General features: G+C 35.3%; 28 protein-coding genes and 1 tRNA gene. 9 read left to right on the top strand and 20 right to left on the bottom strand.

The features are described 5' to 3' along the window. Positions 1–88: 88 nt before the first annotated feature. Both MKX67_RS09070 and MKX67_RS09065 read left to right on the top strand, forming a co-directional pair. Positions 89–1,132, top strand: a complete 1,044-nt coding sequence (locus MKX67_RS09070) for an acyltransferase family protein (RefSeq protein ID WP_095369725.1) — start codon at positions 89–91, stop codon at positions 1,130–1,132. 185 nt (positions 1,133–1,317) lie between these two features. Then, positions 1,318–1,391: transfer RNA gene (locus tag MKX67_RS09065), tRNA-Arg, on the top strand. A 305-nt stretch (positions 1,392–1,696) separates the two neighbouring features. On the opposite strand, the gene MKX67_RS09060 is transcribed toward MKX67_RS09065, so the two are convergent. Then, entirely contained in the window at positions 1,697–1,957 is a 261-nt protein-coding gene (locus tag MKX67_RS09060) for a YolD-like family protein (RefSeq protein ID WP_341050645.1), read from the bottom strand. Positions 1,958–1,959: 2 nt separating this feature from the next. Next, a complete protein-coding gene (locus MKX67_RS09055) occupies positions 1,960–2,178 on the bottom strand; it encodes a hypothetical protein (protein ID WP_341050642.1) in 219 nt (72 codons plus the stop codon). A 103-nt stretch (positions 2,179–2,281) separates the two neighbouring features. Between MKX67_RS09055 and MKX67_RS09050 the strand changes: the two genes are divergently transcribed. The 7 genes from MKX67_RS09050 to MKX67_RS09020 all read left to right on the top strand — a co-directional run bounded on the left by MKX67_RS09050 (position 2,282) and on the right by MKX67_RS09020 (position 5,527). After that, a complete protein-coding gene (locus MKX67_RS09050) occupies positions 2,282–2,611 on the top strand; it encodes a YolD-like family protein (protein WP_342489188.1) in 330 nt (109 codons plus the stop codon). A 4-nt stretch (positions 2,612–2,615) separates the two neighbouring features. Next, the gene (locus MKX67_RS09045; protein ID WP_342489187.1) at positions 2,616–2,966 is read left to right on the top strand and encodes a hypothetical protein; all 351 of its coding nucleotides are present in this window, start codon (positions 2,616–2,618) and stop codon (positions 2,964–2,966) included. A 63-nt stretch (positions 2,967–3,029) separates the two neighbouring features. Then, positions 3,030–3,215, top strand: coding sequence for a hypothetical protein (locus MKX67_RS09040; protein ID WP_342489186.1), 186 nt, complete (start codon positions 3,030–3,032; stop codon positions 3,213–3,215). Positions 3,216–3,304: 89 nt separating this feature from the next. Next, complete coding sequence (locus MKX67_RS09035) at positions 3,305–3,466, top strand: hypothetical protein (protein WP_342489185.1); 162 nt, start codon at positions 3,305–3,307, stop codon at positions 3,464–3,466. A 100-nt stretch (positions 3,467–3,566) separates the two neighbouring features. After that, a complete protein-coding gene (locus MKX67_RS09030) occupies positions 3,567–4,337 on the top strand; it encodes a hypothetical protein (protein WP_342489184.1) in 771 nt (256 codons plus the stop codon). Positions 4,338–4,572: 235 nt separating this feature from the next. Further along, the gene (locus MKX67_RS09025) at positions 4,573–5,046 is read left to right on the top strand and encodes a restriction endonuclease (protein ID WP_342489183.1); all 474 of its coding nucleotides are present in this window, start codon (positions 4,573–4,575) and stop codon (positions 5,044–5,046) included. Beyond that, a complete protein-coding gene (locus MKX67_RS09020) occupies positions 5,027–5,527 on the top strand; it encodes a DUF4652 domain-containing protein (protein WP_342489182.1) in 501 nt (166 codons plus the stop codon). The genes MKX67_RS09025 and MKX67_RS09020 overlap by 20 nt, the downstream gene beginning before the upstream one ends. 73 nt (positions 5,528–5,600) lie before the next feature. On the opposite strand, the gene MKX67_RS09015 is transcribed toward MKX67_RS09020, so the two are convergent. The 18 genes from MKX67_RS09015 to MKX67_RS08930 form a co-directional block, all read right to left on the bottom strand. Then, the gene (locus MKX67_RS09015; RefSeq protein WP_342489181.1) at positions 5,601–6,098 is read right to left on the bottom strand and encodes a hypothetical protein; all 498 of its coding nucleotides are present in this window, start codon (positions 6,096–6,098) and stop codon (positions 5,601–5,603) included. Beyond that, a complete protein-coding gene (locus tag MKX67_RS09010) occupies positions 6,085–6,786 on the bottom strand; it encodes a hypothetical protein (RefSeq protein WP_342489180.1) in 702 nt (233 codons plus the stop codon). The genes MKX67_RS09015 and MKX67_RS09010 overlap by 14 nt, the downstream gene beginning before the upstream one ends. A 94-nt stretch (positions 6,787–6,880) precedes the next feature. Then, entirely contained in the window at positions 6,881–7,762 is an 882-nt protein-coding gene (locus tag MKX67_RS09005) for a M15 family metallopeptidase (RefSeq protein ID WP_342489179.1), read from the bottom strand. A gap of 53 nt (positions 7,763–7,815) precedes the next feature. After that, a complete protein-coding gene (locus MKX67_RS09000) occupies positions 7,816–8,049 on the bottom strand; it encodes a phage holin (RefSeq protein ID WP_342489270.1) in 234 nt (77 codons plus the stop codon). A gap of 11 nt (positions 8,050–8,060) precedes the next feature. Then, entirely contained in the window at positions 8,061–8,282 is a 222-nt protein-coding gene (locus MKX67_RS08995; RefSeq protein ID WP_342489269.1) for a hemolysin XhlA family protein, read from the bottom strand. A gap of 76 nt (positions 8,283–8,358) precedes the next feature. Beyond that, positions 8,359–8,580 carry a hypothetical protein gene (locus tag MKX67_RS08990; RefSeq protein WP_342489178.1) on the bottom strand — a complete coding sequence of 74 codons (222 nt, stop codon included), beginning with the start codon at positions 8,578–8,580 and terminating at the stop codon, positions 8,359–8,361. Next, the gene (locus tag MKX67_RS08985) at positions 8,580–9,011 is read right to left on the bottom strand and encodes a hypothetical protein (RefSeq protein WP_342489177.1); all 432 of its coding nucleotides are present in this window, start codon (positions 9,009–9,011) and stop codon (positions 8,580–8,582) included. The genes MKX67_RS08990 and MKX67_RS08985 overlap by 1 nt, the downstream gene beginning before the upstream one ends. 13 nt (positions 9,012–9,024) lie before the next feature. Next, positions 9,025–13,695 carry a phage tail spike protein gene (locus tag MKX67_RS08980; RefSeq protein ID WP_342489176.1) on the bottom strand — a complete coding sequence of 1,557 codons (4,671 nt, stop codon included), beginning with the start codon at positions 13,693–13,695 and terminating at the stop codon, positions 9,025–9,027. Between the two features lie 13 nt (positions 13,696–13,708). Then, entirely contained in the window at positions 13,709–14,431 is a 723-nt protein-coding gene (locus MKX67_RS08975) for a distal tail protein Dit (RefSeq protein WP_342489175.1), read from the bottom strand. Further along, positions 14,428–17,802, bottom strand: a complete 3,375-nt coding sequence (locus MKX67_RS08970; protein WP_342489174.1) for a tape measure protein — start codon at positions 17,800–17,802, stop codon at positions 14,428–14,430. Before MKX67_RS08970 ends, MKX67_RS08975 begins: the two co-directional genes overlap by 4 nt. After that, positions 17,795–18,463: a Gp15 family bacteriophage protein gene (locus MKX67_RS08965; RefSeq protein ID WP_342489173.1), complete on the bottom strand. Its 669-nt coding sequence runs from the start codon at positions 18,461–18,463 to the stop codon at positions 17,795–17,797. Before MKX67_RS08965 ends, MKX67_RS08970 begins: the two co-directional genes overlap by 8 nt. Beyond that, positions 18,460–18,855, bottom strand: coding sequence for a hypothetical protein (locus MKX67_RS08960; protein ID WP_342489172.1), 396 nt, complete (start codon positions 18,853–18,855; stop codon positions 18,460–18,462). Before MKX67_RS08960 ends, MKX67_RS08965 begins: the two co-directional genes overlap by 4 nt. A gap of 58 nt (positions 18,856–18,913) precedes the next feature. Beyond that, positions 18,914–19,351: a capsid protein gene (locus tag MKX67_RS08955; RefSeq protein ID WP_328199915.1), complete on the bottom strand. Its 438-nt coding sequence runs from the start codon at positions 19,349–19,351 to the stop codon at positions 18,914–18,916. Between the two features lie 5 nt (positions 19,352–19,356). Beyond that, positions 19,357–19,749 (bottom strand): hypothetical protein, encoded by a 393-nt coding sequence (locus MKX67_RS08950; protein WP_328199916.1) that lies wholly within the window; start codon positions 19,747–19,749, stop codon positions 19,357–19,359. Beyond that, entirely contained in the window at positions 19,746–20,096 is a 351-nt protein-coding gene (locus MKX67_RS08945) for a minor capsid protein (RefSeq protein ID WP_342489171.1), read from the bottom strand. Before MKX67_RS08945 ends, MKX67_RS08950 begins: the two co-directional genes overlap by 4 nt. Next, complete coding sequence (locus MKX67_RS08940; protein ID WP_342489170.1) at positions 20,093–20,434, bottom strand: putative minor capsid protein; 342 nt, start codon at positions 20,432–20,434, stop codon at positions 20,093–20,095. The genes MKX67_RS08945 and MKX67_RS08940 overlap by 4 nt, the downstream gene beginning before the upstream one ends. Then, the gene (locus MKX67_RS08935; protein ID WP_328199920.1) at positions 20,427–20,825 is read right to left on the bottom strand and encodes a hypothetical protein; all 399 of its coding nucleotides are present in this window, start codon (positions 20,823–20,825) and stop codon (positions 20,427–20,429) included. The genes MKX67_RS08940 and MKX67_RS08935 overlap by 8 nt, the downstream gene beginning before the upstream one ends. A 4-nt stretch (positions 20,826–20,829) precedes the next feature. Continuing rightward, complete coding sequence (locus MKX67_RS08930; protein ID WP_342489169.1) at positions 20,830–21,018, bottom strand: hypothetical protein; 189 nt, start codon at positions 21,016–21,018, stop codon at positions 20,830–20,832. Position 21,019: the final 1 nt, after the last annotated feature.

The following is a 21,019-nucleotide window of genomic DNA, read 5'->3' as shown; positions in this document are numbered from 1 at the left end:
TCGTTCACATGTTTGAATTGATTTATTTTCTTACATAATGGGTATATAATAAGTGATGTTTTAGGGGGTCTTTAATAAAGGAGGATTTATGAGACAGCGTGATTACTTTTTTGATAACGCAAAGTTTATTCTTATTTTCTTTGTGGTATTCGGACATTTGATTCGCTCTTTTATTGAAGATAGTGAAACAATTTATACGCTTTACAAAGTGATTTATACATTTCATATGCCTGCATTTATATTAGTTTCAGGCTTTTTTGCAAAAGGGTATTATCAAAAGGGATATATTCAAAAAATAGCTAAAAAATTGATTTTGCCATACCTTATTTTCCAACTAATCTATTCGGTCTTTTATTATTTCTTACATCAAGGTGCAGCCTTTAACGTGGATCCGCTTAATCCACATTGGTCGCTATGGTTCTTAATTTCTTTATTTTTCTGGCATCTATTGTTATTGATATTTGCCAAATTCAAACCTAGTGTAGCCATTATCCTCTCTTTTGCGATTGGGCTAGCTGTAGGATATGCTGATTGGGTTACAAACTATTTGAGCTTATCTAGAACTTTTGTGTTTTTCCCATTCTTCTTACTAGGTTATTTAATGAAGAAAGAGCATTTCCAAGTTTTATTTAGACCATCGGTTCGCATCGGTGCGATTGGTATTTTTGTAGCTGTCTTTGTGTTATTCTACTTTAATCCAAACATCAACTATGAATGGTTACTTGGGTCAAAGCCATATTCCGTCGTTGATGATGCATCTATTTCGTCCATGTTAACTAGATTAGGTTTCTATTTACTCAGTTTGATGATGATGGCATGTTTCTTTGCCTTTGTGCCTAATAGACATTATTCATTTACAAAGCTAGGTAAAAACACATTATACGTTTATCTTCTTCACGGGTTTTTCGTACGAGTATTTAGAGAAAGTGAAGTGCAGGATTTCTTCAATGATGCAAGAAGTTTTCTCTTGTTAGCAGGACTCGCCTTAGTGCTTACTTTGCTATTATCAAGCAAATGGGTCACCGCAGTGACTCAGCCGCTGATTGAGTTAAGCACTGCACGGTTTAAACAACTAAAGAGACAGATTAGAACGATCTTTCGATATTATCGTAGAAAATACCGAATTGGTTAAATAGGTAAGGCAGTAGTTACATTGCTATGTAACTACTGCCTTTTATAATTTATACATCTATGGGCGCTCTTTCCCCATTATTTTAAAACCATAAAAATCATTAAAAATTTTCAAAGGCTTTATTATTGACCGTTTATTTATATAGGTATATAATTTTATATTGTCAAAAGAAAAAAACAATATATGTCCCAGTAGCTCAGCAGGATAGAGCAACAGCCTCCTAAGCTGTAGGTCGTAGGTTCGATTCCTATCTGGGACGCTAATTATAAAAGGTCGATAACCCTTGGTATTAAAGGGGTTATCGACCTTTTATTTTTGTTTTTGTGTTTTATAAATCCATATATAAATTCTTATTTGGGGTCGGTTTGGGGTCGGAATAGATTTTTTTTGGTTTTTTCATCACTAAATCGCACCTCCAAGCTCCTTCAAATCCTTCAACAGCATCTGCATAATTTGTATAAGCGCATACCCGAGCGCTCCATTCTGAATACCAGTCCGTGCTCTAACACTTTTAATAAACATGCAAAAATGTGTGATATACTTTTCAAACAAAAAAGCGCTCTCTCATTGAGGTGCGCTCTGTATCGATAATATATCTATAAATTTAACCTTTATCGTTTCATAATTACTTTCAATATGTATTAATTGAGATTGACCATCAAGTTTAACAATTTTCCCTTGTACAGGATCTCTTTGCCACAACAATATTAAGACTTCAGTTTTCTCCCTATGCGCTTCAACTACTGCATTTCCCAGCTCTTCTAATTCAAATTCATCCCTTGAAGGTCTTTGTGGTTTTGACTTCTTCGGCATTTTCACTCCCATGATTAAGCTCCTCTCCTTACTATCCTGACTGGACCAATCGATAAGACATTACTTACCTTAAAAGTGCGCTGCTGTCTCTTGGTAAAACAATATGCACGAAAGTAATCTTCGTAAACGGCCAAAATTTTAATTCTTCTCTGGCTGATATCTCCCTTGTTATCCAGATAAATCATTTCTAATTCTTCTTTATTGTTAACTCCTCTAATAAGTAAACCTTTCATCGATTAGCCCTCCCTTACCATTATTTTATACGAACTTTTGTTCGATTTCAATTGAATTAAGAACAAAAGTTCGCATATAATATTAAAAAAGGAGATGTAGTTTATGATTCGTGACCGCGGAAAAATGAAATGGCAAGGGTTCTTTATGAGCGAACATACTGAATTACTTAAGAAGATACCAGCCGAATACGAAAAAGTAAAAAAGCCAGAATTAGATGAGCAAGAACTTGAGGAAATACAGATAATAACGATGGAATCATTAAACTACACCCTTACAATCAAAATGACCATTTGGGTTGATGGGTCCACAAAAACCTTTGAGGGCATTGTCGATAAAATCGATCATATTAATATGTGCATTCACTTGGAAACGAACAATTTAAGAATCTTAAAATTCCACATTGATGAAGTGATATCAGTCGAAAGGGTTTAACAACATGACTAGGATTAATGAAGCTGATCGTGATGTACTAGAGCAAGCTATATACTTACCGATGATTATTATCATCCTTGAAAGAGATTTAAAGATCATTGAAAGGTCCCCGTTTAAGATTAAACAGCCTTATATTACCTTGATGGAAAATACAATAAAGAACGTTCAGCGTGATTTGAAAGAAGTAAAAAACAAGATGAGAAAAGGAAATATGAGAGTAAGCCAGATTGGACATGATGAATCATTTACCATGTATGAGTTCCATTACAAAGGTTATGATGAGCAGCATAATTATTTTAATCCAAGGATTAGGAATAAGTGTGAGGAACTTTTAAACTTTTACCTGAGCAAATAACGGGACTTTTTTACCTATTTTTTGTTAATATAATTACATATTATAGGAAAGAGGTATGTTTTAATGAAATATGAGCCATTGGGATTTATTGATGATGGCGTTACTTATCATATTTATGCAGATGAAAATACAGTTACAGTAACTGCCAAAAAAGGAGAACTCGAAATTAAATGTATAGGAGTTACATTTAAAGAGACTATTGCAGAAGCTAAAGGACTTATTAGTAGTGAACTTCCTTCAATTAAGTAACACCCTCTCTAGATCAGAAGGGTTTTTTGTTTTTCAAAAAGGACTTTTAACATACAAAGAGAACTATTATGTAAAAAAGGAATGATGTCATGAAACCTGAGGACATGTATGTTTCTGTTACTGATGAGAAAGGTGATAAATACTATATTTTTGCTCAAAGTCAGCCAGTAAGTGTTGTTGGAACATCTGACAACGGTGGGATAAAAGTTGAGGGTGATACAATAAAAACGAGCGTTACAGAAAGCCTTTGAAAGAATGGGAGCCCACCTCGATTGAGAGGTTTAATTAACAAACAGCCAGAAGTAAAAATACTTGATTGATATTATTATAATATATATGAAGGTGACATAATTGCGTATATTAAACTGTTCAACTGTCGAAACAACAATAAAATCTCTCTCTGACTTACTCAAAACTGATGAGGTGAATATAATATCATTTATTAAAAGCAATAAGTACCGAATAACTAATAAAGATAAACTTTGGCATTATGATAATTTATATATTGATGATATACTAAATTATTTTAATTTAAAAGTCGACGAAATTCTTCCTGACAAATTACTTATGTTTCATCTTACAACGGGAATAGATGATAGTAGCTTTCGACAAAACGGAATCTTGAATTTAGAATCTATAATTACAAAGGGTATTTTATCTGATTTCTTTGCTGATTTAGGAATTAAGATTCATTATGAGATAAATTCACCACCAATAATTAGGTTTAAGGGCAAAGAATTTACAGATAAGATGCTTTTTCATCGTTTTAACAATGACAACTGTATAAACGGATTCCTAATAAAGGAAGATGCTGAAAATAATTCAAATGTGGGGCATATTAGGGAATGTCCAGAGTTTATATGGGATATTAGTGATCTTATTAAAATGCCCGAAATAGTTAGCGAATGGAAGAAAAGTGCTAAACCGATGAAACTATCACTGCTTGTAAACTTTGAGCATGTCGATTATTATGAACCATCAGATTATGTTTTAAAGGCAATTGAGTATGTTTTATTCAAAAACACAGGTTATTGGGATCCAGGTCAAAACTTTATGGTTTTCTTACAAGGAAAAGTTTGTATCTCACCTGAGAATATAACTGAAGTTGTAGAACTTATTTAAATTTCTTAAAAAAAATTTTGGTTTTCGAATTCTAGAGTTAAAGAGCTTCTTTCGATTAAATTGCCTTTTAACCAAAGAAATGAATTTTTATTAAGAAGGAAGAATGCCTAGAACGAAGATAAGTATTTCTGATTTTCTTAAGTTTTCATGTGAGTTGAATTGTTCAATTAAATTTTTGAAAAGTTCAACATATATTGATAAATTATTACTATAAAGAAACTAGGAGTTATTAAATATGATAAATTGGAAAGAAGTAAATCCTACAGACTTTGAGAAATTCATTTATTATATTTTACCAAAAATCGGATTTAGAAATAGGGAGTGGTTTGGTCGAGGTGGTGGTGACACAGGTAGAGATGTTGTAGCTACCACTTATGAAGAGTTACCGTTTCATATGGGATATGAAAGGAGATGGGTCTTTCAATGTAAAAAGTGGACTGCTTTTCCACAGAAAAATATAATAGTTAATGAGATACTAACTGCTGAGCAACATGAACCAGATTTCTGGGTATTAGTAATACCTGTTAATCTAACAGCAAGTCAAATTGACTACATAAGCTATCTAAATAAAAATAATAATCTTAAGATACAGGTAATACCGTTAGTAGCAATTGAAGAAATTATAATAGCATATCCAGAAACTAAGGAATTATTACTAACCGGCACTTTACCTGAAGGGAGCGATAATATTGTTTCAACTAATTCATGATGAAACTAAAAATGAAATTTATCAAATTGATCCATCTGGTAAGAAAACAACTATTACTAATGATTTCCCATCTAAACCCGAATTTTCGTCTGATGGAAAAAAGGCAATTTATATATCTCCATTGGAATGGGAATGTCCGGGTAGTCTGTATTTATACAACTTAGAAAATGGGTACATAACAGAAATTGTTGGCCCTGATAAAGATCAAAATATTCCTAAATACGCTAAATGGATTAACGAGAATATTATAGCTCTAATAATCGGTTTTGGTTGGGGAACAGTAAATGTGGGCGGTAATGTATATACCTATGATGTTAACAACAGTACTTTACAAAAAGTAACAAATTACTCTAGTGAAATTCAAATAACAGAGTTGAGTATTTTAGAGGACCATCTAAAATTAAAAGGGATTAAATACATTGATGATAACTTTAGTAAATTCATACAATATGAAGATCAAATGATTATTAGTAAATTATAAGATAATTAGCCCCTCTCAATGAGAAGGGCTATACTTATTTTTAGTAAAGTTTGTTAAGAGAATTTGATTGATATTAACCTCTTGTCAACAAGGCTGTTACAACTCCTACAACAATTGCGACAATACCCGGTACAATTAAATTAACCCAAAATCTAGTCTTATTATGGATTTCATTTACTTGCTCTTTTATTTGACCAACTTGAATTTCTATATTTTTAAATTCACTCTTGAGCAGGGATGAACTAGCTTCAAGACTTTTTTCAACCTTATCTAAAGAATCAATGTGTAACTGAGTAAGTCTGTTTTCTAATTCTGATGATCTTTTTTCTTGTCTCTCTTCTCTTTCTCTTGCATCCCTAGATATGCGAGCTTCTCTTTCTCTTGCATCTTTATCTAATCTTTCAATAATTAATTTATAACCCTCATCCATACTGTTATCCTCCCTTTTCTTAGGAGTATTTGATATCTCAAATTTATTCGTTACTTCACTTTTAGTGTTTGGACGTGCCATTCCATCCTTCCCACCGTTTATTATACCAAATTGATTTCTTGTTGATTCAGGAGCTTCCATCTTTATCTTCCTCGAAATTCGAATTTGCGATATGGCTATGAATATTATCACTTGCACGACTTAATAAAGTGGCAATTGTCCTTAATTGTTCTTCGTTTGACTTATTAATTGATACCCCTAAATTACTTCGATGTTCCAAATATCGAGTTGCATCTAATATAAGAAAACCTAATTCTGAATCATTTAATCTCATCTTAAAGGATTCTCCATCATTCCGTAAGAAAGAAACATTAAATTCTTTAATATGTTCATTATGAGAATATACGGCTTCGTAATACCCCATGGGATTAACATTATATGATTTAGCTAATGATAATGTCTTTGTGTAATTTTCTTTAAGATAAGATAAATAAATCCTTAAATCGTTTAAACCTACGTTGGAGAATTCTTTTTCGGGACCAATATATTCTTCTGATTCTTTTCCTAATAATCCTTGTGCAACGATTTCATCTAAATCTGCTCCAAAAATAAACCAAAAGAAAAAATCAGAAGCATCTTTTCCTATAATGGTCGGTAAATTATACTCCCTTAAACTATAATATTCCATTGGCCAATTCTTATTATTAATACTTTTCTCTAATGTCGAAATTAAAAGTTGCTTATTAAAATCATTCTCACAAAAGAATTTAAAATCAATAAATGCGGTTTTCAGCCTATTATTGTCATTACCTATTTCCAGTTCTAACAATTTTCCCACCCCTGTGTATCTATATATTTAATTCTTATTCTATACTAAGACACACAGAGATGGAAAGATTTACATTGTCCACAAAGGACTACTTTTATTTTTTAAAAATTTTAGCACTTGTATCTGATCCAACATAAATATTTCTCTTACCCTTTGATGTATTAATGGTTACTACATTTGCCTGTGGACGTCCTAGAACTTCATAAGTTAAACCGCCAAATGCTGAAGGAGTCAAAGACCAATCAGAATTCTTCTTCACAGGAGCAACATCTAATTTATAGGTCTTCCATGTTTTAGCTGTCGCTGGAAGTGTTACATATTCTTTTTTAGCTTTTGGCTTAGATTCCTTAGGTTTACTGTGTTCTACTGGTTTCACTCCACTTTGCAGCTTCTCTAATAATAATGTGTTTTGCTCAGGTGTTCCCTTATAGTTAATTATTCCATGCTGTTTAGCGATTTTCTCACGGTTTGTAAATGAGGAATCTACACCTTTTGATTTGAGATAGTCCACAATACTAGTAGCAATATTAGATGGTTGTGTTCCTTTATCAACAGATGGAGAACTAGCTTTCGAACCGTTAAAAGTATCTGTTCCATAGCCTTTGTAATAATATTGAAGATGAGGCTTATCGACGAAGTTTTTCCAATCCCCGCCCCACTCAAATCCTAATCGTTTAGCTTCTTTAATAGCTTTTTTTACATCGGCTGCACCATATCCATTCCAAAGTGTTTCACCTTTTGAATTTACAGGAACAAAATCCAAAGCCTGTCCTACCAAATGATAAGAACGCATAGTTTGAGAAGCTCCACTATTTACATATTCACGCTGTTTTGCTTCGGTACGGATAGTTTCGTAAATAAGAATATTAATTTCATTTTTCACTAAATACTCATGCCATTTTAGAGCTAGAGCCTTTGTATTGTCCGCAAGCTTTGCAATGTTATTTAAGTTTCTTTCTAGATAATGTAATGTCATTTAAAACACTCCCTTTTTTATTGTATTAGAAAAGACTGCCCGATTGGACAGCCTTATTTAGTCAAACCTTTCATTTTTAAAGCAGCTTTTTGACGTTTACCTTTTGCAGTTACATAGTTGTTCTTAAACCATGCCCATGTTGCAGCCACACCAGTAAATGCTGTGCTTAAAACTTCACCCCATAGTTGTTCGCTACCTGGGATTGGATTTAATCCTGTTGCTACCAAGAACTGATTAACAATTGCCACCAATAACACCGCTGTTCTAATTACTGTACCTTTGTCCATTTTCAATCTATTCATACTCCTATCACGTTATAAAAAAGAGCGATTGCTCCGCCAATTAAGCCGGTGCAAACCGCTGTAATAATAGCACCTATCAAGGCGCGCTTAATCCATGTTGTATTGTCATTAATACTATCTAAGGTTTTATTAATTGCTTTAATTTGTTCCTCATGTACAGATGTTTTATTCTTTAGATCAGCAACATCTTTCTCTAGTAGTTTGATATCCTGCTTCATTTGTGTAATGTCTTTATCGTGAGTATTCACCTCGACCGCCTCCAATGTCTCTCCCCCTTATGCAAAATAAAAAGCCTTATTCGGCTTCTGGTGTTAGTCTTTCAATTAATTTAGTTCTCACTACATTTTTCAATGCTGGAATAGATTCATTTCCTTGATAATCCTCTGCGGATATTGGAATATAACCATTTAATGTGACTGTTGAATCTGAATCATTAGCTCTGAATTGAACATGTACTACCGAAATACCACCATCTGCATAACGAATATTTGTACCAGTGATTTGGATATCAAACATTATTCTTCATCTCCTTTTTCTTCTTCATTTTCAAATGCTTCACATAAAATAAAATGAGCCTCCGCAGATTTCCCTGAAAGCTCTTTGTCATATTCGTTTACTAATTTTTCTACTGTCTTTAATGCAGATTCAAGATTTTTATCATCCACAACAAAAAGCTCATCATATAAAGCTTCTTGCTGTTTTTTGAACTCCTTGGCATCCTCCATTCGAATCCCACCTTGTTCGTTTAAAACTAGTTCATCTTTTTCGTCAGTTTTACCGTATTCCTTTAGAAGAGCTAACTCTTCTTCTCCAACTATCTTACTTTTTTCAGCAAGCACATTTACAACCCGCATACGATGGATATTTTTTTTCCCTTTGGCACTAACTTGATTTTGTAAAAAGTCTGCTACATTACTTAAGTGTTTATGCTGAATTTTGAAGTTCATTTTTGTTTGCCTCCTAAGCTACATTTAGTAATCCTTCTAAATGTGCGATTCTTTTTTCTTGATTTACAACTGTTTGCTTTAAATATTGATTTTCTATTTTAAGCCAATTTATTTCATCTGCATGTAAGTCAGTTATTGAAATTACATCTTTAATTCCTTTGAGAGAATACCCAATCATAGAATAAAAATCCACCGTATCACCTGTACTAGCTACTACATCGCTAGTTACCTCATCCAGCATTACGCCAATATGCCTTTTATGCTCTTCCTCTTCAAATTTGTAGTTGAATTTATAGATAGATAGTTTCCTGATTTCATCCAGAACATTTCTTTCTAGTTTCTCGATATTTTTCTTTGTATCTCTCTTGGATGATGGCGGTCTAAATTCTGACGCTCTAATCGGTTGATATGTGCCTGTAGTATTAGATCTTGTAACACGAGCTTCGCCAGTAGATCCCATTCTCAAATATAAATGGGTTGCATCTGTTTGATCATTTATTTGAACAAAGTTAGCATGTAAGCCAGCCCCCCGGAAATCCCTCCATATTATGTCGTTGTCCCCAAAAGTAACTCCCGTTGCCCGCACATCCCCATTTGCACCCAAGTATAAATGTGTACCACCAGCAAATGTATTAGTTGCTATACCAGCGAAATATGCCCTTGACCCCCTTATTGGCGAGTAATTCCCCGTTGTCCTCGCATCGGTAAACCTTACTTCTGCACCAGATGCCGGACGTATAAACAAGTTAGTACCAGCTGTTATAGTGTTAGTCTCGAAATAATCACCAAAATAACCACTAGCTCTCACTGATCTATAGCTATCAGTAGTTCCATTTCTTGTTATGCGTACTTCGCCCTCGGAAAATGGTCTTAAATAAAGGTGAATCCCGTTGAGTCCCCCATTAACATTTACGAAGTTTGCATAGATACCACTAGCTCTTAGAGGTAAATAGCGATAACTGTCTATTGAACCATCACTTGGTACGTCACGATAGTCTACTACCCTAGCTTCTCCACCCTCCATTGCAGCTAGATATACATTTGTATTAGAAGTTCCAAACGCTGATGATGTTACCAATGTTCTATCAGCTTGAAAACGAACATCACCACCAGAGTTATAACCAAATAACCCATCAGGACTTATAAGAACATAGCGACCATTATTTTGCCTTAATCGTACATTACCACCAGTTATGTCTAATTGAGTAAGACCATCACTAGAACGAAATTGTGCTCCATATATATCAATACCACGGATTGCACCAGAATTAATTTTATCAGCGTTGATACTTGAAATTTTTGCTGCTGTAACAGCTAAATCATCTATTTGTGCTGTACCGATAATGGCATCTTGTAATTTTGCACGCGTAATAGACGCATTTGCTAATGCGCCATTTTGAGCCGTAATACTATTAGCAGCCATCAAGCTTGCAGTAATTGATCCATCCACAATTAGGGCTGCATTGTTTTTTCTTCTAACAACTAAATTATCAATCCAAGCCCGATTTGTTATCTCACCGTTATTGGTAAAGCTTACTCGAAGCCTGATATATCCAACACCAGCTGGCACTTTATAGGTCCCAGTTAACTTAGTCCATGCATAAGTTTTAGTTGTCGCATATGCTACAGTAGTCCATGAAAGATGTTGTTTCTTGAGGTCGTAAGTCCTTACCCCATAGGACAATGAACCAGGTCCAACAAGATTATTAAAGCGATAATCTAGCTCGAAGTATAATTCATCACCTTCTTGAACCTTTATTATTCTTTCCTGTTGAGCATCTACATTTCTAACATCACTAGCCCACAACCCTAAGCATTTTGATGATCCATTATTGCCAGACCATGATGTCTGATCGACTACTTGAATAGTAGTATTATAGTTTTCATTTATCCAACCAGAAGGCAATTGACCAACTGTGTCATCCTCGAAATCTCCATTATCAATAAGATTTGTAAAATCACCTACATCAAGTAATCTAGTGTGGATTTTAACTGTTCCAGGTTGTACATTGATTGCACTGATAATGCCATCTCGGTCTACTTTCAACTCAATATCATCAGATAATAGCCTAATGGATGATTCTGCTGAAGTCATTCTACCGGTTAATGAATTAACTTCTTGAGTGGTTGCTTTAAATGTTAATTCATATGCTGTTTGGTCAATTTTTGTTTCTGCTGATGAGATGCGACTGTTTATATCCTCTGGTGCAGGATTCCAACCTACTTCTTTTTCACCTTCTACCAACATTACCCTTCGTATCTCAAACCATTTACCAATTTCGGGTTGAGTAGAGCCGATCAATATATATCCCGAATCACTACTCCATGTCGAAGTAAAAGTAATAGATACCTTTTGAAATTCAGTTGATGAATTGACTGCCTGTGGTGGTAAAACCGCATTACTCTCAGTTGGTCTCATCCGAAAAATATAGTCCAAAGTAGTAACGGTTCCACGTACTTCAAAGCTTAAAGTATAAACTTGACCTTGTTTGAAATTGATGTTTCTATCATCGGGATGATTGGTAAATCCGAAATTTTGACTCGACGTAGTAGAACGTTTTGCTATCATTGAATTAGGATTACCATCCACTTTTGTTAGGGTTACAGAACCCCAAATCCCTACTGGTCTATCAAATAGAGAGTTGTAGTATAAGTTCCTTCCACCAATCTCCAAATTATTAAAGTCTGACCTAAGCTCATTCACACTAGTAGAAATCCCATTAGCCTTAATATCAACCGCAGTAATTTGACTAAGAGCATTACTAACCTCACCATTTAATTCATTAACGTTAGCTTCCACATTTTGCGCTCGTAAAGACAACCCATGTAGGCTGTTATCAATTTGGAGAATTTTATTCTGATAAACACCATTGTCTACCTTATTAATCAATTCCTCATTAACCAGATATATCTTTCCATCCACATAGTCAAAGCCTGCTTTATTTGCAAGCTCAGACATCAAGCTAACCTCTGTTGCTGTTATCTCAGCATCAGTATATTGCTTTGAATCAGCTTGGATTTGATCATATACATCTTGGCGAATCATATCAGCGTAAATAGTGCCATCAGCCAGTATGTCAGCAGTTTTTGATAACTCTCTTAACTCTGCAGCAATATCAGGACCGAAAAGGATATCATCAGATATAATCCTTACTGTTTGAGCCATTATCTCATCTGTGAATGGACCAGCAACACCATGTGTATTTACTGCTCTTACTCTGAAATACCATTGCTGATTTGTTTCAGCGATAAAATTATGCCCGGACATTTTCCCTCGCCATATAAGGTTGGATTGATCAGGTGTAAACCCTTGAACTTGTGATGCATACAGTTCATAAGACGATAGGTAAGAAGCTGCATCATAATCCCAAGTGAGCGTGATTGTTTGAAAGTTACCGTCAGCTACAAAATTTATCGGTTTTGATGGTGTTATTTTAGGGAAACGATCATCTGTAATTGGACCGCCACCCTTATCCCATATTCCACTCTTATCATTAAGTTTGGATTCAATTTGATCTATTCTATCTTCATCACTGTATAAATCAATGTATTGACCTAATTCAACATATCCAGAATTGTCAGGTGCAGCAACATCGTACTCAAAGGCGATAATCCTCTCTTCTACTTCAACAGGATTAGTAAAAGAACGGTCGATTGCATAGGTGGTATCTCCTAAACGGACTTTTTCATGTTCATGTCCAGTGATTTCTTCTAATAAAAATACATCCATCTCATAGTTATGGAGTTGTTTCTTTTCTTGTTGAAGGGCTTCCCAAGTTTCTTGTAGAAGTGCCTCAGGGTCCTCCTGTTCACCATTCTCATATATTCCTTTTCTATGCCGTCTACTACCATCTTTGTTAAGCTTTCCAAATTGCGCAAGTGCTTGTAAATCGCCAACCCACGTCTGACCTTTTGGTTTGTCTACGGGATCACCTTTCGAAATCTTCCATTCTACATCTGCGAAGGAAATCTTTCGAGTAAACCCTCCGGTTGCATTACCTTCTTCATCTTCTATTTCAAGTGAAGAACCACGGCCGTAAAGAGCCGTCTTAGGATAGGATTGTACTTTATGAGACAAATACAGTATGTCTTTATCAATTTCCCATAACTTCCCTGTATCCTGTCCACGACGTGGCAAAATATCAATATATCTACCTATGATTTTATTATCTTGAACTTCTATTCGATCACGAATTTCTCCGCCCCAAATATTAATGATACTTTCAATTGCTTCACTCACATTAATGTAATAAAAATTAGTTGAATTGATACCTAGATCGGCTGTCTCTCCAACTTCCCAACGTGTTTCTGAAAGTGCCCTAGTTAATGCATTTCTTAATGTGGAGTTGTACGGTCTGATATCCTCAATGATTTCTTCATTTAACTCATTCATTGCTGACTCACATAAACAATGAATAATGGGACCATTTAAATCATTGGTTTGATTTGGCTCTTTAATAACAAAAAGACGGAAAACACCGTCTTTATCCAAAAAGGCAACTTGATTTTCAGCTATTAAATGTTTTGAATCCTCATGATCACCTTGTGCTGTAAATTCAAAAAAAGAGCCATTATTTACAATTTCTTTATAAGGCGCATCCCAAAATTGACAAGCTTCATCGGCAGAATTAGACAGTATTGATAATAGATTATCTTCTGGGTCAAAAACCAATAAATCTGCCATTCCCTCACCTCCTTTAACTCCATTTAGGAGTAAATTTTATCTTTGTGGTCGAAAAATCACTTTGAGCAATAGCAAAACTATTTGAACTAGGTACTAAATTAAAGGGCCTGCTCATCCAATCATAAGCAGGCATCCTCAAGTTATTGTTAATAATTACTTTTCTCTTTGAAGTGTCGATAATTAATCGATCACCAGCAACAAAATTCCATATGACTCTTATAAAACCACCAGTTTCTTGATGGGTTATCACGTATTCAGATGCGGAATCAGTAAATACAACTTCAAAAGTTGGACACGTTTCTACACTACCACCGTTCAATATAGTTCCATGATCTATTGTGTACGACCTCTCAGTACCGTACTTAAAAGGATCAAGACAAACAAAGGGGAGTGTATCTCTTCCTCTATAAACAATTTCATCCCAATCATGTTCTCCGTTTAAAATTCCATAATATGTTTTATCTGGCTCATCAGAGAATACTATAGGAACCGGCTCTTTAACATATAGCATTGAATTAAGCATATCAATTTTGGAACGCATATCACTTAATCCAGAAGATATAATCGTAAAATCAACAGGTAAACGTCGAGGTTTTAATCTACGTTTTATAAAATAAGCTCCTGGTCCATTTACTTTTTCTTGCCCGATTACCTCTTGTTCAATTGGCCCTCTTCCACCTACTCGATAAATCCTAATGGGCAATACATGACCATTAAAGGACATATAAAAACTCATGTTATTGCCCCCTTTATGTTTCTTGAAACTCGGCGAGAATTAACTTTTTGTTCCCCTTTTAGAAAATCTACTAATCCCCTAGCCTGATAACCTGCTATATTAATCACAGCTTCCAGTTTTTCAGGTAAAACTGTTTCACTACCACCATTTATTTCATTTTTAGTTGAACCAGACATTACTTTCTGGGATAGGTTTAATTGTTTACCGAATGAACTACCTTTCACCCCGATAGCAGCTTCAGCAGTTATTTGAGACGAGTTAAGCATCTTGCTCATAGCTTTCTTTACCTGATCTGCATCTTCATCAATACCAACAGCGATACCTGCAGGAATCCATTTCCCTATCTTGTCCCTCATAACTCTTGATGGAGATTTGATTTTAAGGATGCTAGACGCCCAACTGGTAATATTACCGCCTAATTCAACGATTTTATCCTTGACCCATCCAAAACCATTACCAATCCCTTTAACGATTCCAGAGATTAAGTCCTCACCAATTTTAGTCATTTTAGAAATTGTTTCTTTTATACCATCCACAATTTCCCCTGGTATTTTCTTTCCTTCTTTAACGATACTAGGAAATTTTTTAGCAATGGCTTGTGCTAATTTAACGATTAATTCTGCCCCAGCTTTAAGAAGTGTACCTATAATACTTAAAATACCCCTTACTAAAGCATTAAGAATTTGTATACCAGCTCTGATGATTTGAGGTAGATTTTTAATTAAAGCACCAACAAGAGCTACTATTAACTGCAATGCGCACTTTATCAGAGCTGGGATGAGTTGAATAATTCCTTTAATCAATGCCTCGAGAATTTTTATTCCTGCTGCAATAATTTGAGGTAAAGCGCCAATAAGAGTCATTACCACTGTTACTATTAATGTAATTGCTGTTTCAATCAATGAGGGTAAAATAGATAATATTCCATCGATTAAAGCCAATAGTAATTCGACGCCAGCCATCAAAATAGTTGGTAATTGATCTAAGATGGCTGAAAGTAAAGTAATAACCAAAGTGAGAGCTGCCGTTATCAAAACAGGTAAGGCTTGCACAATTCCATCTATAAGTGCCATCAAAACTCCTACACCGGTTTCTATGACCATAGGTAAATTCTCGATTATTAAGCCGATTAAAGTAGTGACGATAAGGATTACAGTATTCACAATCATTGGAAGTGCATTCACAATACCTGTAATCAATGTTGTTAAAATTTGAATACCTGCTTCAATAATTGCTGGAAGATACTGACCTATCAATTCAATTAAGATTGTGATAATTGTAATGTAAGTATTGATCAATTGTGGCAAATAAGTAGCTATACCCTCTACCAATGTGGTTATTATCATTACTGCAACAGAAGCAATTACAGGCAAATAGGTAGCCACTGTTTGTGTAAACATTTGTAGGATTTGTTGCACTACACTAACAACTTTAGGAATACTTGATGCAATTCCTTGAATTAATTTAACAATCAACTGGGCACCAATCTCAATAAATTGCGGTACCAATACAAGCGCCTGATCTAATATCCCTTTCAAAGCTTGACCAAACTTATCAAGCGCACCATATATACCCTCAGCAGAAAAGCCACCCATCTTAAGAAGAGTAGCTGAAAATGTTGTTATTAAAGCAATAGCCCAACCTAAGGGACCAGTGACCCCTAAAAATGCTAATCCTATTTTTGCTATAAAAGGAACTAATGTGAGAAGGATATTATGCAAGTTTTCAAAAGAGAGTTTAATACCCTCAATAATTGCTTGTATAAAACTGCTCTCCATTAGATAACCAACAAAGTTGCTCATGTAGGATGCTGCAATGCCGATTGCTGTTCCAATGGCTACCATTGCAGCAACACCATTTGTTTGTAACCATTGCCAACCTTGAATCAATTTATCTCCTGACCAATCAGCGAAAGATTTTAAAGCTGGCAGTATAGAGTTAATTCCTACTTTAATTTTATCTGCTACTGTGAGGACAACATTCTGAATCGCTTGCCAAGATTGTTGAACAACATTTCTAAATGTTTCATTAGTCTTATAGAGAGAAACAAGCGCTACACTTAATCCGATAACAGCTGCTATAATAGCAACTATTGGATTGGCTGTAATTGCTGTTCCTAATGCAGTAAAAGCGGCGACCATTAAAGCAATCATTTTAATAACGCCCATATATGACCCAAAAACTGCAAATGCAGTTGCTAATCCTAATAATGCTGGCGTTAAAGCTTTAATAACATCGACAATCAACCTCAACCCTTTTGCAAAGGCTTCACTTCCTGTAAATCTTCCTACAGCTTTAAACATGTTCCAAAGTCCTGTTAACGCACCAATGATGTCTCCCTTTAATACATCTACAACGTTTGCCAACACCTTAACAATTGCTATTCTCATATTTCCAAAGGAACCACTTATAGTATCACCAGCTGTTTTAGCCAAATTAGCCATCGCAGCTGTGCTCCCGGCTACACCTTTAGTTCCATTTTGAATACCATTAACAAACATCTCTATTGCTGCATCAGATTCCAACATACCATCAGAGACGTACTTTTTCATTTCTGTTACGGATTTACCTGTTTGATTGGCCAATATCTTCCATGCAGGAACACCAGCATCAACCAATCTTCCGATATCATCAGCATAAACAGTTCCGGCAGATTGCATTGAAGATATCGCATCAGTTATCTGATCCATAGATGCTGCTCCATTTCCAACCCCATACGCCGCATCAGCTATTGATTTAAAAACAGGTTTAACCTTCTTAGCATCCATACCAGCAGCAACCATCTTCTTTGCGCCAAGGGCAACATCATTAAGAGCAAGAGGTGTCCCGTCAATTGCATCAATTAAATCATTCATTACCATTTCGGCATCTTTTGCTGAACCAGTTAACACTGTTAATGATTTTGTTGCTGTATCTATCGTATCTACACGACTAATTGCTCTACCCATTAGATCCATGGCACCGGCAATTCCAGTGATTGTAGCCGCCATTCTCAACATACTACTGATAGGACCTTGTGCTGCTGTATCAACGCTCCTAATGCTTCTAGCTAAGCTAGAGAAAGTAGACCTTCCTAATGCTCCAATCCTTGAAAAGCTACTGGTAAATGAACGCGTCATCCCTGAAATAGAGCGAGTTATTGGAGCAAATGGTCCACGAGACAACCCAGAGAACATTCTAGAAAAAGATGTTCTGATAGTGGTACCTAAAGATGTTAAACCCCGCCTAACTTGAGTCAAAGCCCTTTGGAAAACGTTTGGCATACGTTCACCAACACTAGTTAGCTCTCTATTTAGTGCTCTGACCTGTCGATTGACATCGGAATCATCAAGTACGATATCAATAACAACTGAACCATCGGAGTTAGCCATCTTTCTCACCTTCTTCCGCCTGGCGTTTCAGTATATACTCTCTTTTTTGTGCAAGATCCATAGCATCGAACTCAATATCTTCTTGAGTTTTTTTAAGGGCGTACATTTTTTTCAGTTCCATGAGCTTCTTTTTATCCTCTGCTGACATATGCCTATCAGGCTCTTTCTGCCTAATATCAATAACCTTTTTAAACATGGTGTCATCGCTCAAAGAAACAAGTAATGCGTTAAATTCGAGCCAATGGAGCTTCCCTTGCATGTCAAAAAGATTAATCTTATAGTCTTGTAGAAAAGAAGCGTATATATATTGCGCATCTTCTTCTAAGCTATAAAGATTTTTCTTTTCTTCTTCATCTTCTTCGATGACATTACCAGCAAGATCATGCTGTTCGTCTTTCTTTTGACCTTGAACAATCATGTTTAGCATGATGTAGTTATAGACCTCGACCATTTCTTCAGCATCAAACTCAAATGAATCTTTAAAAAGTATGTTCATGGCAATCATTAATTTATCAAATTCACTACAATCCTTGTCATTCAACAATTCAAATAAAAGCAGTACATTATCAAAGGATAAATCTAACTCATACTCTTCCCCTTTGTATTGAATGGAGGTTTCTAATTTCCTAGCAAGGGAAAACATGCCCTCACCTTCAATCACTTAGCTTTTCGCTGTTTTTGGTTTAAGTATTTATCCATCTTCTCTTTACCGGTGCGTTTATCATATTCAGTGATAACTCCCTCACAGACTTCTACAAAACTTCCAGAAAGGAGAATGACATCAGGGTACTTGTCATATATCTTTTTGAATGAACCTACTCCAAAAAGATCATCATAAACTCTCTCAAGTACACTTTTCATTGTTTCTACAGCTTTCATATATGTTTTTTGATCTGTTACCTCTAATTCAATACCATCTGTTTCTTTGTCATATTTATTAACCAAACTAATTAAATGCTCTTTTCCACGGTCAGAGACATCTATACTAAATGAAAGTTCTCCAAACTCTACAGGTATAAGTGATTTATTTTCTAAATTAATTTTTACTGCCATTAAAATCCCCTCCAATTATAAAAAGCCCCCAAAAAAGGAGGCTTTCAGTTAGATTTTATTATTCTCCACTGCCAGGTGTTCCAGCTGGCTTATCGGTTGGTAAGCCTTTAAAGGTAACTGTAAATTCGAACGTCGCACGCGCATTGGCATCTCCGCCGAATGGAGTAATATCTTTTAAGGTTGCTGGCCCCTCAATAACACGGCCGTCTGGTTCTGTTACTTGAAAATAAACTTCTCTCTCATTGATTTTGAATAACTTATTACGAATTAATTCTTGTGCCGGATCATCGGCATACTTCCTATTACCAGAGAAAGCATAAGCAGTTTTCAAACCGGTAGTTACTTCTTCAGAACCACCATTCCCATCATAGTAAGCATAATCTTCAGTAGATTCTTCACTAGATGGGTCAACTGTGGAAATACCAGCTGCTAATGGATGTAATTCCTCTTTTGTTTCTCCTATTTTATACTGAGTTAAATAATTCAAATGGTACATCTCTTTCACTCCTTATAAACTAATAAATTTGCATTAAATGTTGCTGCGAAAATATAATACTTCTCATCTTGCATAAGGAGATTTGGACTAGTTGTAATCTCCATACCTTCAAAATCATAAGAATCATTTTGGCTAGGTATGATTAGTCCCCTCTTTCCCATAAGTTGAGAAATCTCTTGAATCGTGTTATAGGCTAACATCTGTTTTTCATGCTTTGCGGATACTTGAAAAGCGTATCCTTGATTAAAGGAACCATCCATATAGTAGTGATAATTCCTTGTCGGTAAAGTTGTAACAGCTATACTATTTCCATTAACAGTTACAGGAGAAACTACAGGTGCATAGTAATTTTGTATATCTAATAAGTCTATTAATCTATCTAAGAAATCCATTGTCATAAGTTATTCTCCATTTCCCTTTGTGCAACTTCTACCCAATCTGGTCCATATACGGCTTTAGCGCGTTCATCCCATAGACCTCCAGCTTTGGGGTTCTTATCTTTAGCAAAGTTAAATTGAGGATTCTTATGAAGCCTATTGGCATATGGTGTTTTCCACTTTAATTCCCCTTGACCAATGTTAGAGTTAGTCAAACTGGAATCTCTCAAGGCCCAAGTATCAGCAGGGAGAAAATCATTCATATCTTGCAATACCTGATTATCCAATACTGGCTGCGTTCGTTCCTTTGCTCTTCCTATTTTTCTAGTGATATTACCAAGTTGGACACTTACTCTAACTCGACTCAAGTTAAGGACACCTCCCAATGATGAGGAGTTTCTGGATCTAATGCATATAAAGATTCACAGGATATAACAACATAATCCCTTCCTCTAAAATATACTTTTGATTTTTCGATTAAAGGTTTAGCGTTTGGTGTATTTACTGAATCGATAAAAATAATCGCGCTTGCTTGCACTTCCTCATTATTAGAATCTCTTATTAACTTAGTAGTAGATTCTACTCGAACAGAAACAATAGCTTCTTTTTCATCAAACTCAGGGCCGTGTCTTCCATCCTTTAAAAATTTTTCATATTCGATTGAATGGATAAGCAAGCTCTTTGGTATCGGTTTAATTTTAGCCAAGAACTTTCACCCCGCGATACAGTAACCCCGTTGATGCAAGATACCCTGTAACCGCAGGAGACGTTCTTATTTGCTGTCTTGTTAACCGTCTTGGGTTTTGACCTTCTGAATAGTTAAACTTACCAATAGAAACGCTGGAAACGTCTGCTTCACCGTGTTCTACGCCTTCGCCTTGTGAGTTCATGTATTCAACTTGAGCTGCAGTAGCTTTTTTGAGCTGGCCTTGAATAAAAGGCGGTAGCGAATCCATTTGGATGGATGTTTTAAGTCTATATTGTGTCATTTCATCCACAATATCAGTCGCTCTTTCAACTAAACGATTAAAGGCATCCTCTTCAATAGGGATGCCTCGGTACTCATCTTTATAATATTGATAATCGATGTAGGGCATGTTATCACTCACCCTCTGTTGTTTTTTTTAGTAACTCCATTAATTCATCTTTTTTTGCATTTTTATCGAAATCTATACCTAACTCTGTTAATGATTCGATAATTTGATCTTTAGTCATTCTGGCTTGAGTGTTTTGTTGAACAGGAGTATCTTCCTTTTTCACTAATCCTTGCTTATATCGTGAAATTAACAAA

The sequence above is a fragment of the Cytobacillus sp. FSL W7-1323 genome (assembly GCF_038595015.1).
GTDB lineage: Bacteria > Bacillota > Bacilli > Bacillales > Cytobacillaceae > Cytobacillus > Cytobacillus kochii.
The sequence above is the reverse complement of the archived record's forward strand: the minus strand, read 5'-3'. Positions and strand labels throughout refer to the sequence as shown.

What these genes read in the sequence shown, in the direction of transcription:
- MKX67_RS09070 (WP_095369725.1), top strand. Translation starts at nt 89, where the DNA reads ATGAGACAGCGTGATTACTTTTTTGATAACGCAAAGTTTATTCTTATT.
- MKX67_RS09060 (WP_341050645.1), bottom strand. Translation starts at nt 1,957, where the DNA reads ATGGGAGTGAAAATGCCGAAGAAGTCAAAACCACAAAGACCTTCAAGG.
- MKX67_RS09055 (WP_341050642.1), bottom strand. Translation starts at nt 2,178, where the DNA reads ATGAAAGGTTTACTTATTAGAGGAGTTAACAATAAAGAAGAATTAGAA.
- MKX67_RS09050 (WP_342489188.1), top strand. Translation starts at nt 2,282, where the DNA reads ATGATTCGTGACCGCGGAAAAATGAAATGGCAAGGGTTCTTTATGAGC.
- MKX67_RS09045 (WP_342489187.1), top strand. Translation starts at nt 2,616, where the DNA reads ATGACTAGGATTAATGAAGCTGATCGTGATGTACTAGAGCAAGCTATA.
- MKX67_RS09040 (WP_342489186.1), top strand. Translation starts at nt 3,030, where the DNA reads ATGAAATATGAGCCATTGGGATTTATTGATGATGGCGTTACTTATCAT.
- MKX67_RS09035 (WP_342489185.1), top strand. Translation starts at nt 3,305, where the DNA reads ATGAAACCTGAGGACATGTATGTTTCTGTTACTGATGAGAAAGGTGAT.
- MKX67_RS09025 (WP_342489183.1), top strand. Translation starts at nt 4,573, where the DNA reads ATGATAAATTGGAAAGAAGTAAATCCTACAGACTTTGAGAAATTCATT.
- MKX67_RS09015 (WP_342489181.1), bottom strand. Translation starts at nt 6,098, where the DNA reads ATGGAAGCTCCTGAATCAACAAGAAATCAATTTGGTATAATAAACGGT.
- MKX67_RS09005 (WP_342489179.1), bottom strand. Translation starts at nt 7,762, where the DNA reads ATGACATTACATTATCTAGAAAGAAACTTAAATAACATTGCAAAGCTT.
- MKX67_RS09000 (WP_342489270.1), bottom strand. Translation starts at nt 8,049, where the DNA reads ATGGACAAAGGTACAGTAATTAGAACAGCGGTGTTATTGGTGGCAATT.
- MKX67_RS08995 (WP_342489269.1), bottom strand. Translation starts at nt 8,282, where the DNA reads ATGAAGCAGGATATCAAACTACTAGAGAAAGATGTTGCTGATCTAAAG.
- MKX67_RS08990 (WP_342489178.1), bottom strand. Translation starts at nt 8,580, where the DNA reads ATGTTTGATATCCAAATCACTGGTACAAATATTCGTTATGCAGATGGT.
- MKX67_RS08985 (WP_342489177.1), bottom strand. Translation starts at nt 9,011, where the DNA reads ATGAACTTCAAAATTCAGCATAAACACTTAAGTAATGTAGCAGACTTT.
- MKX67_RS08980 (WP_342489176.1), bottom strand. Translation starts at nt 13,695, where the DNA reads ATGGCAGATTTATTGGTTTTTGACCCAGAAGATAATCTATTATCAATA.
- MKX67_RS08975 (WP_342489175.1), bottom strand. Translation starts at nt 14,431, where the DNA reads ATGAGTTTTTATATGTCCTTTAATGGTCATGTATTGCCCATTAGGATT.
- MKX67_RS08970 (WP_342489174.1), bottom strand. Translation starts at nt 17,802, where the DNA reads ATGGCTAACTCCGATGGTTCAGTTGTTATTGATATCGTACTTGATGAT.
- MKX67_RS08960 (WP_342489172.1), bottom strand. Translation starts at nt 18,855, where the DNA reads ATGGCAGTAAAAATTAATTTAGAAAATAAATCACTTATACCTGTAGAG.
- MKX67_RS08955 (WP_328199915.1), bottom strand. Translation starts at nt 19,351, where the DNA reads ATGTACCATTTGAATTATTTAACTCAGTATAAAATAGGAGAAACAAAA.
- MKX67_RS08950 (WP_328199916.1), bottom strand. Translation starts at nt 19,749, where the DNA reads ATGACAATGGATTTCTTAGATAGATTAATAGACTTATTAGATATACAA.
- MKX67_RS08935 (WP_328199920.1), bottom strand. Translation starts at nt 20,825, where the DNA reads ATGCCCTACATCGATTATCAATATTATAAAGATGAGTACCGAGGCATC.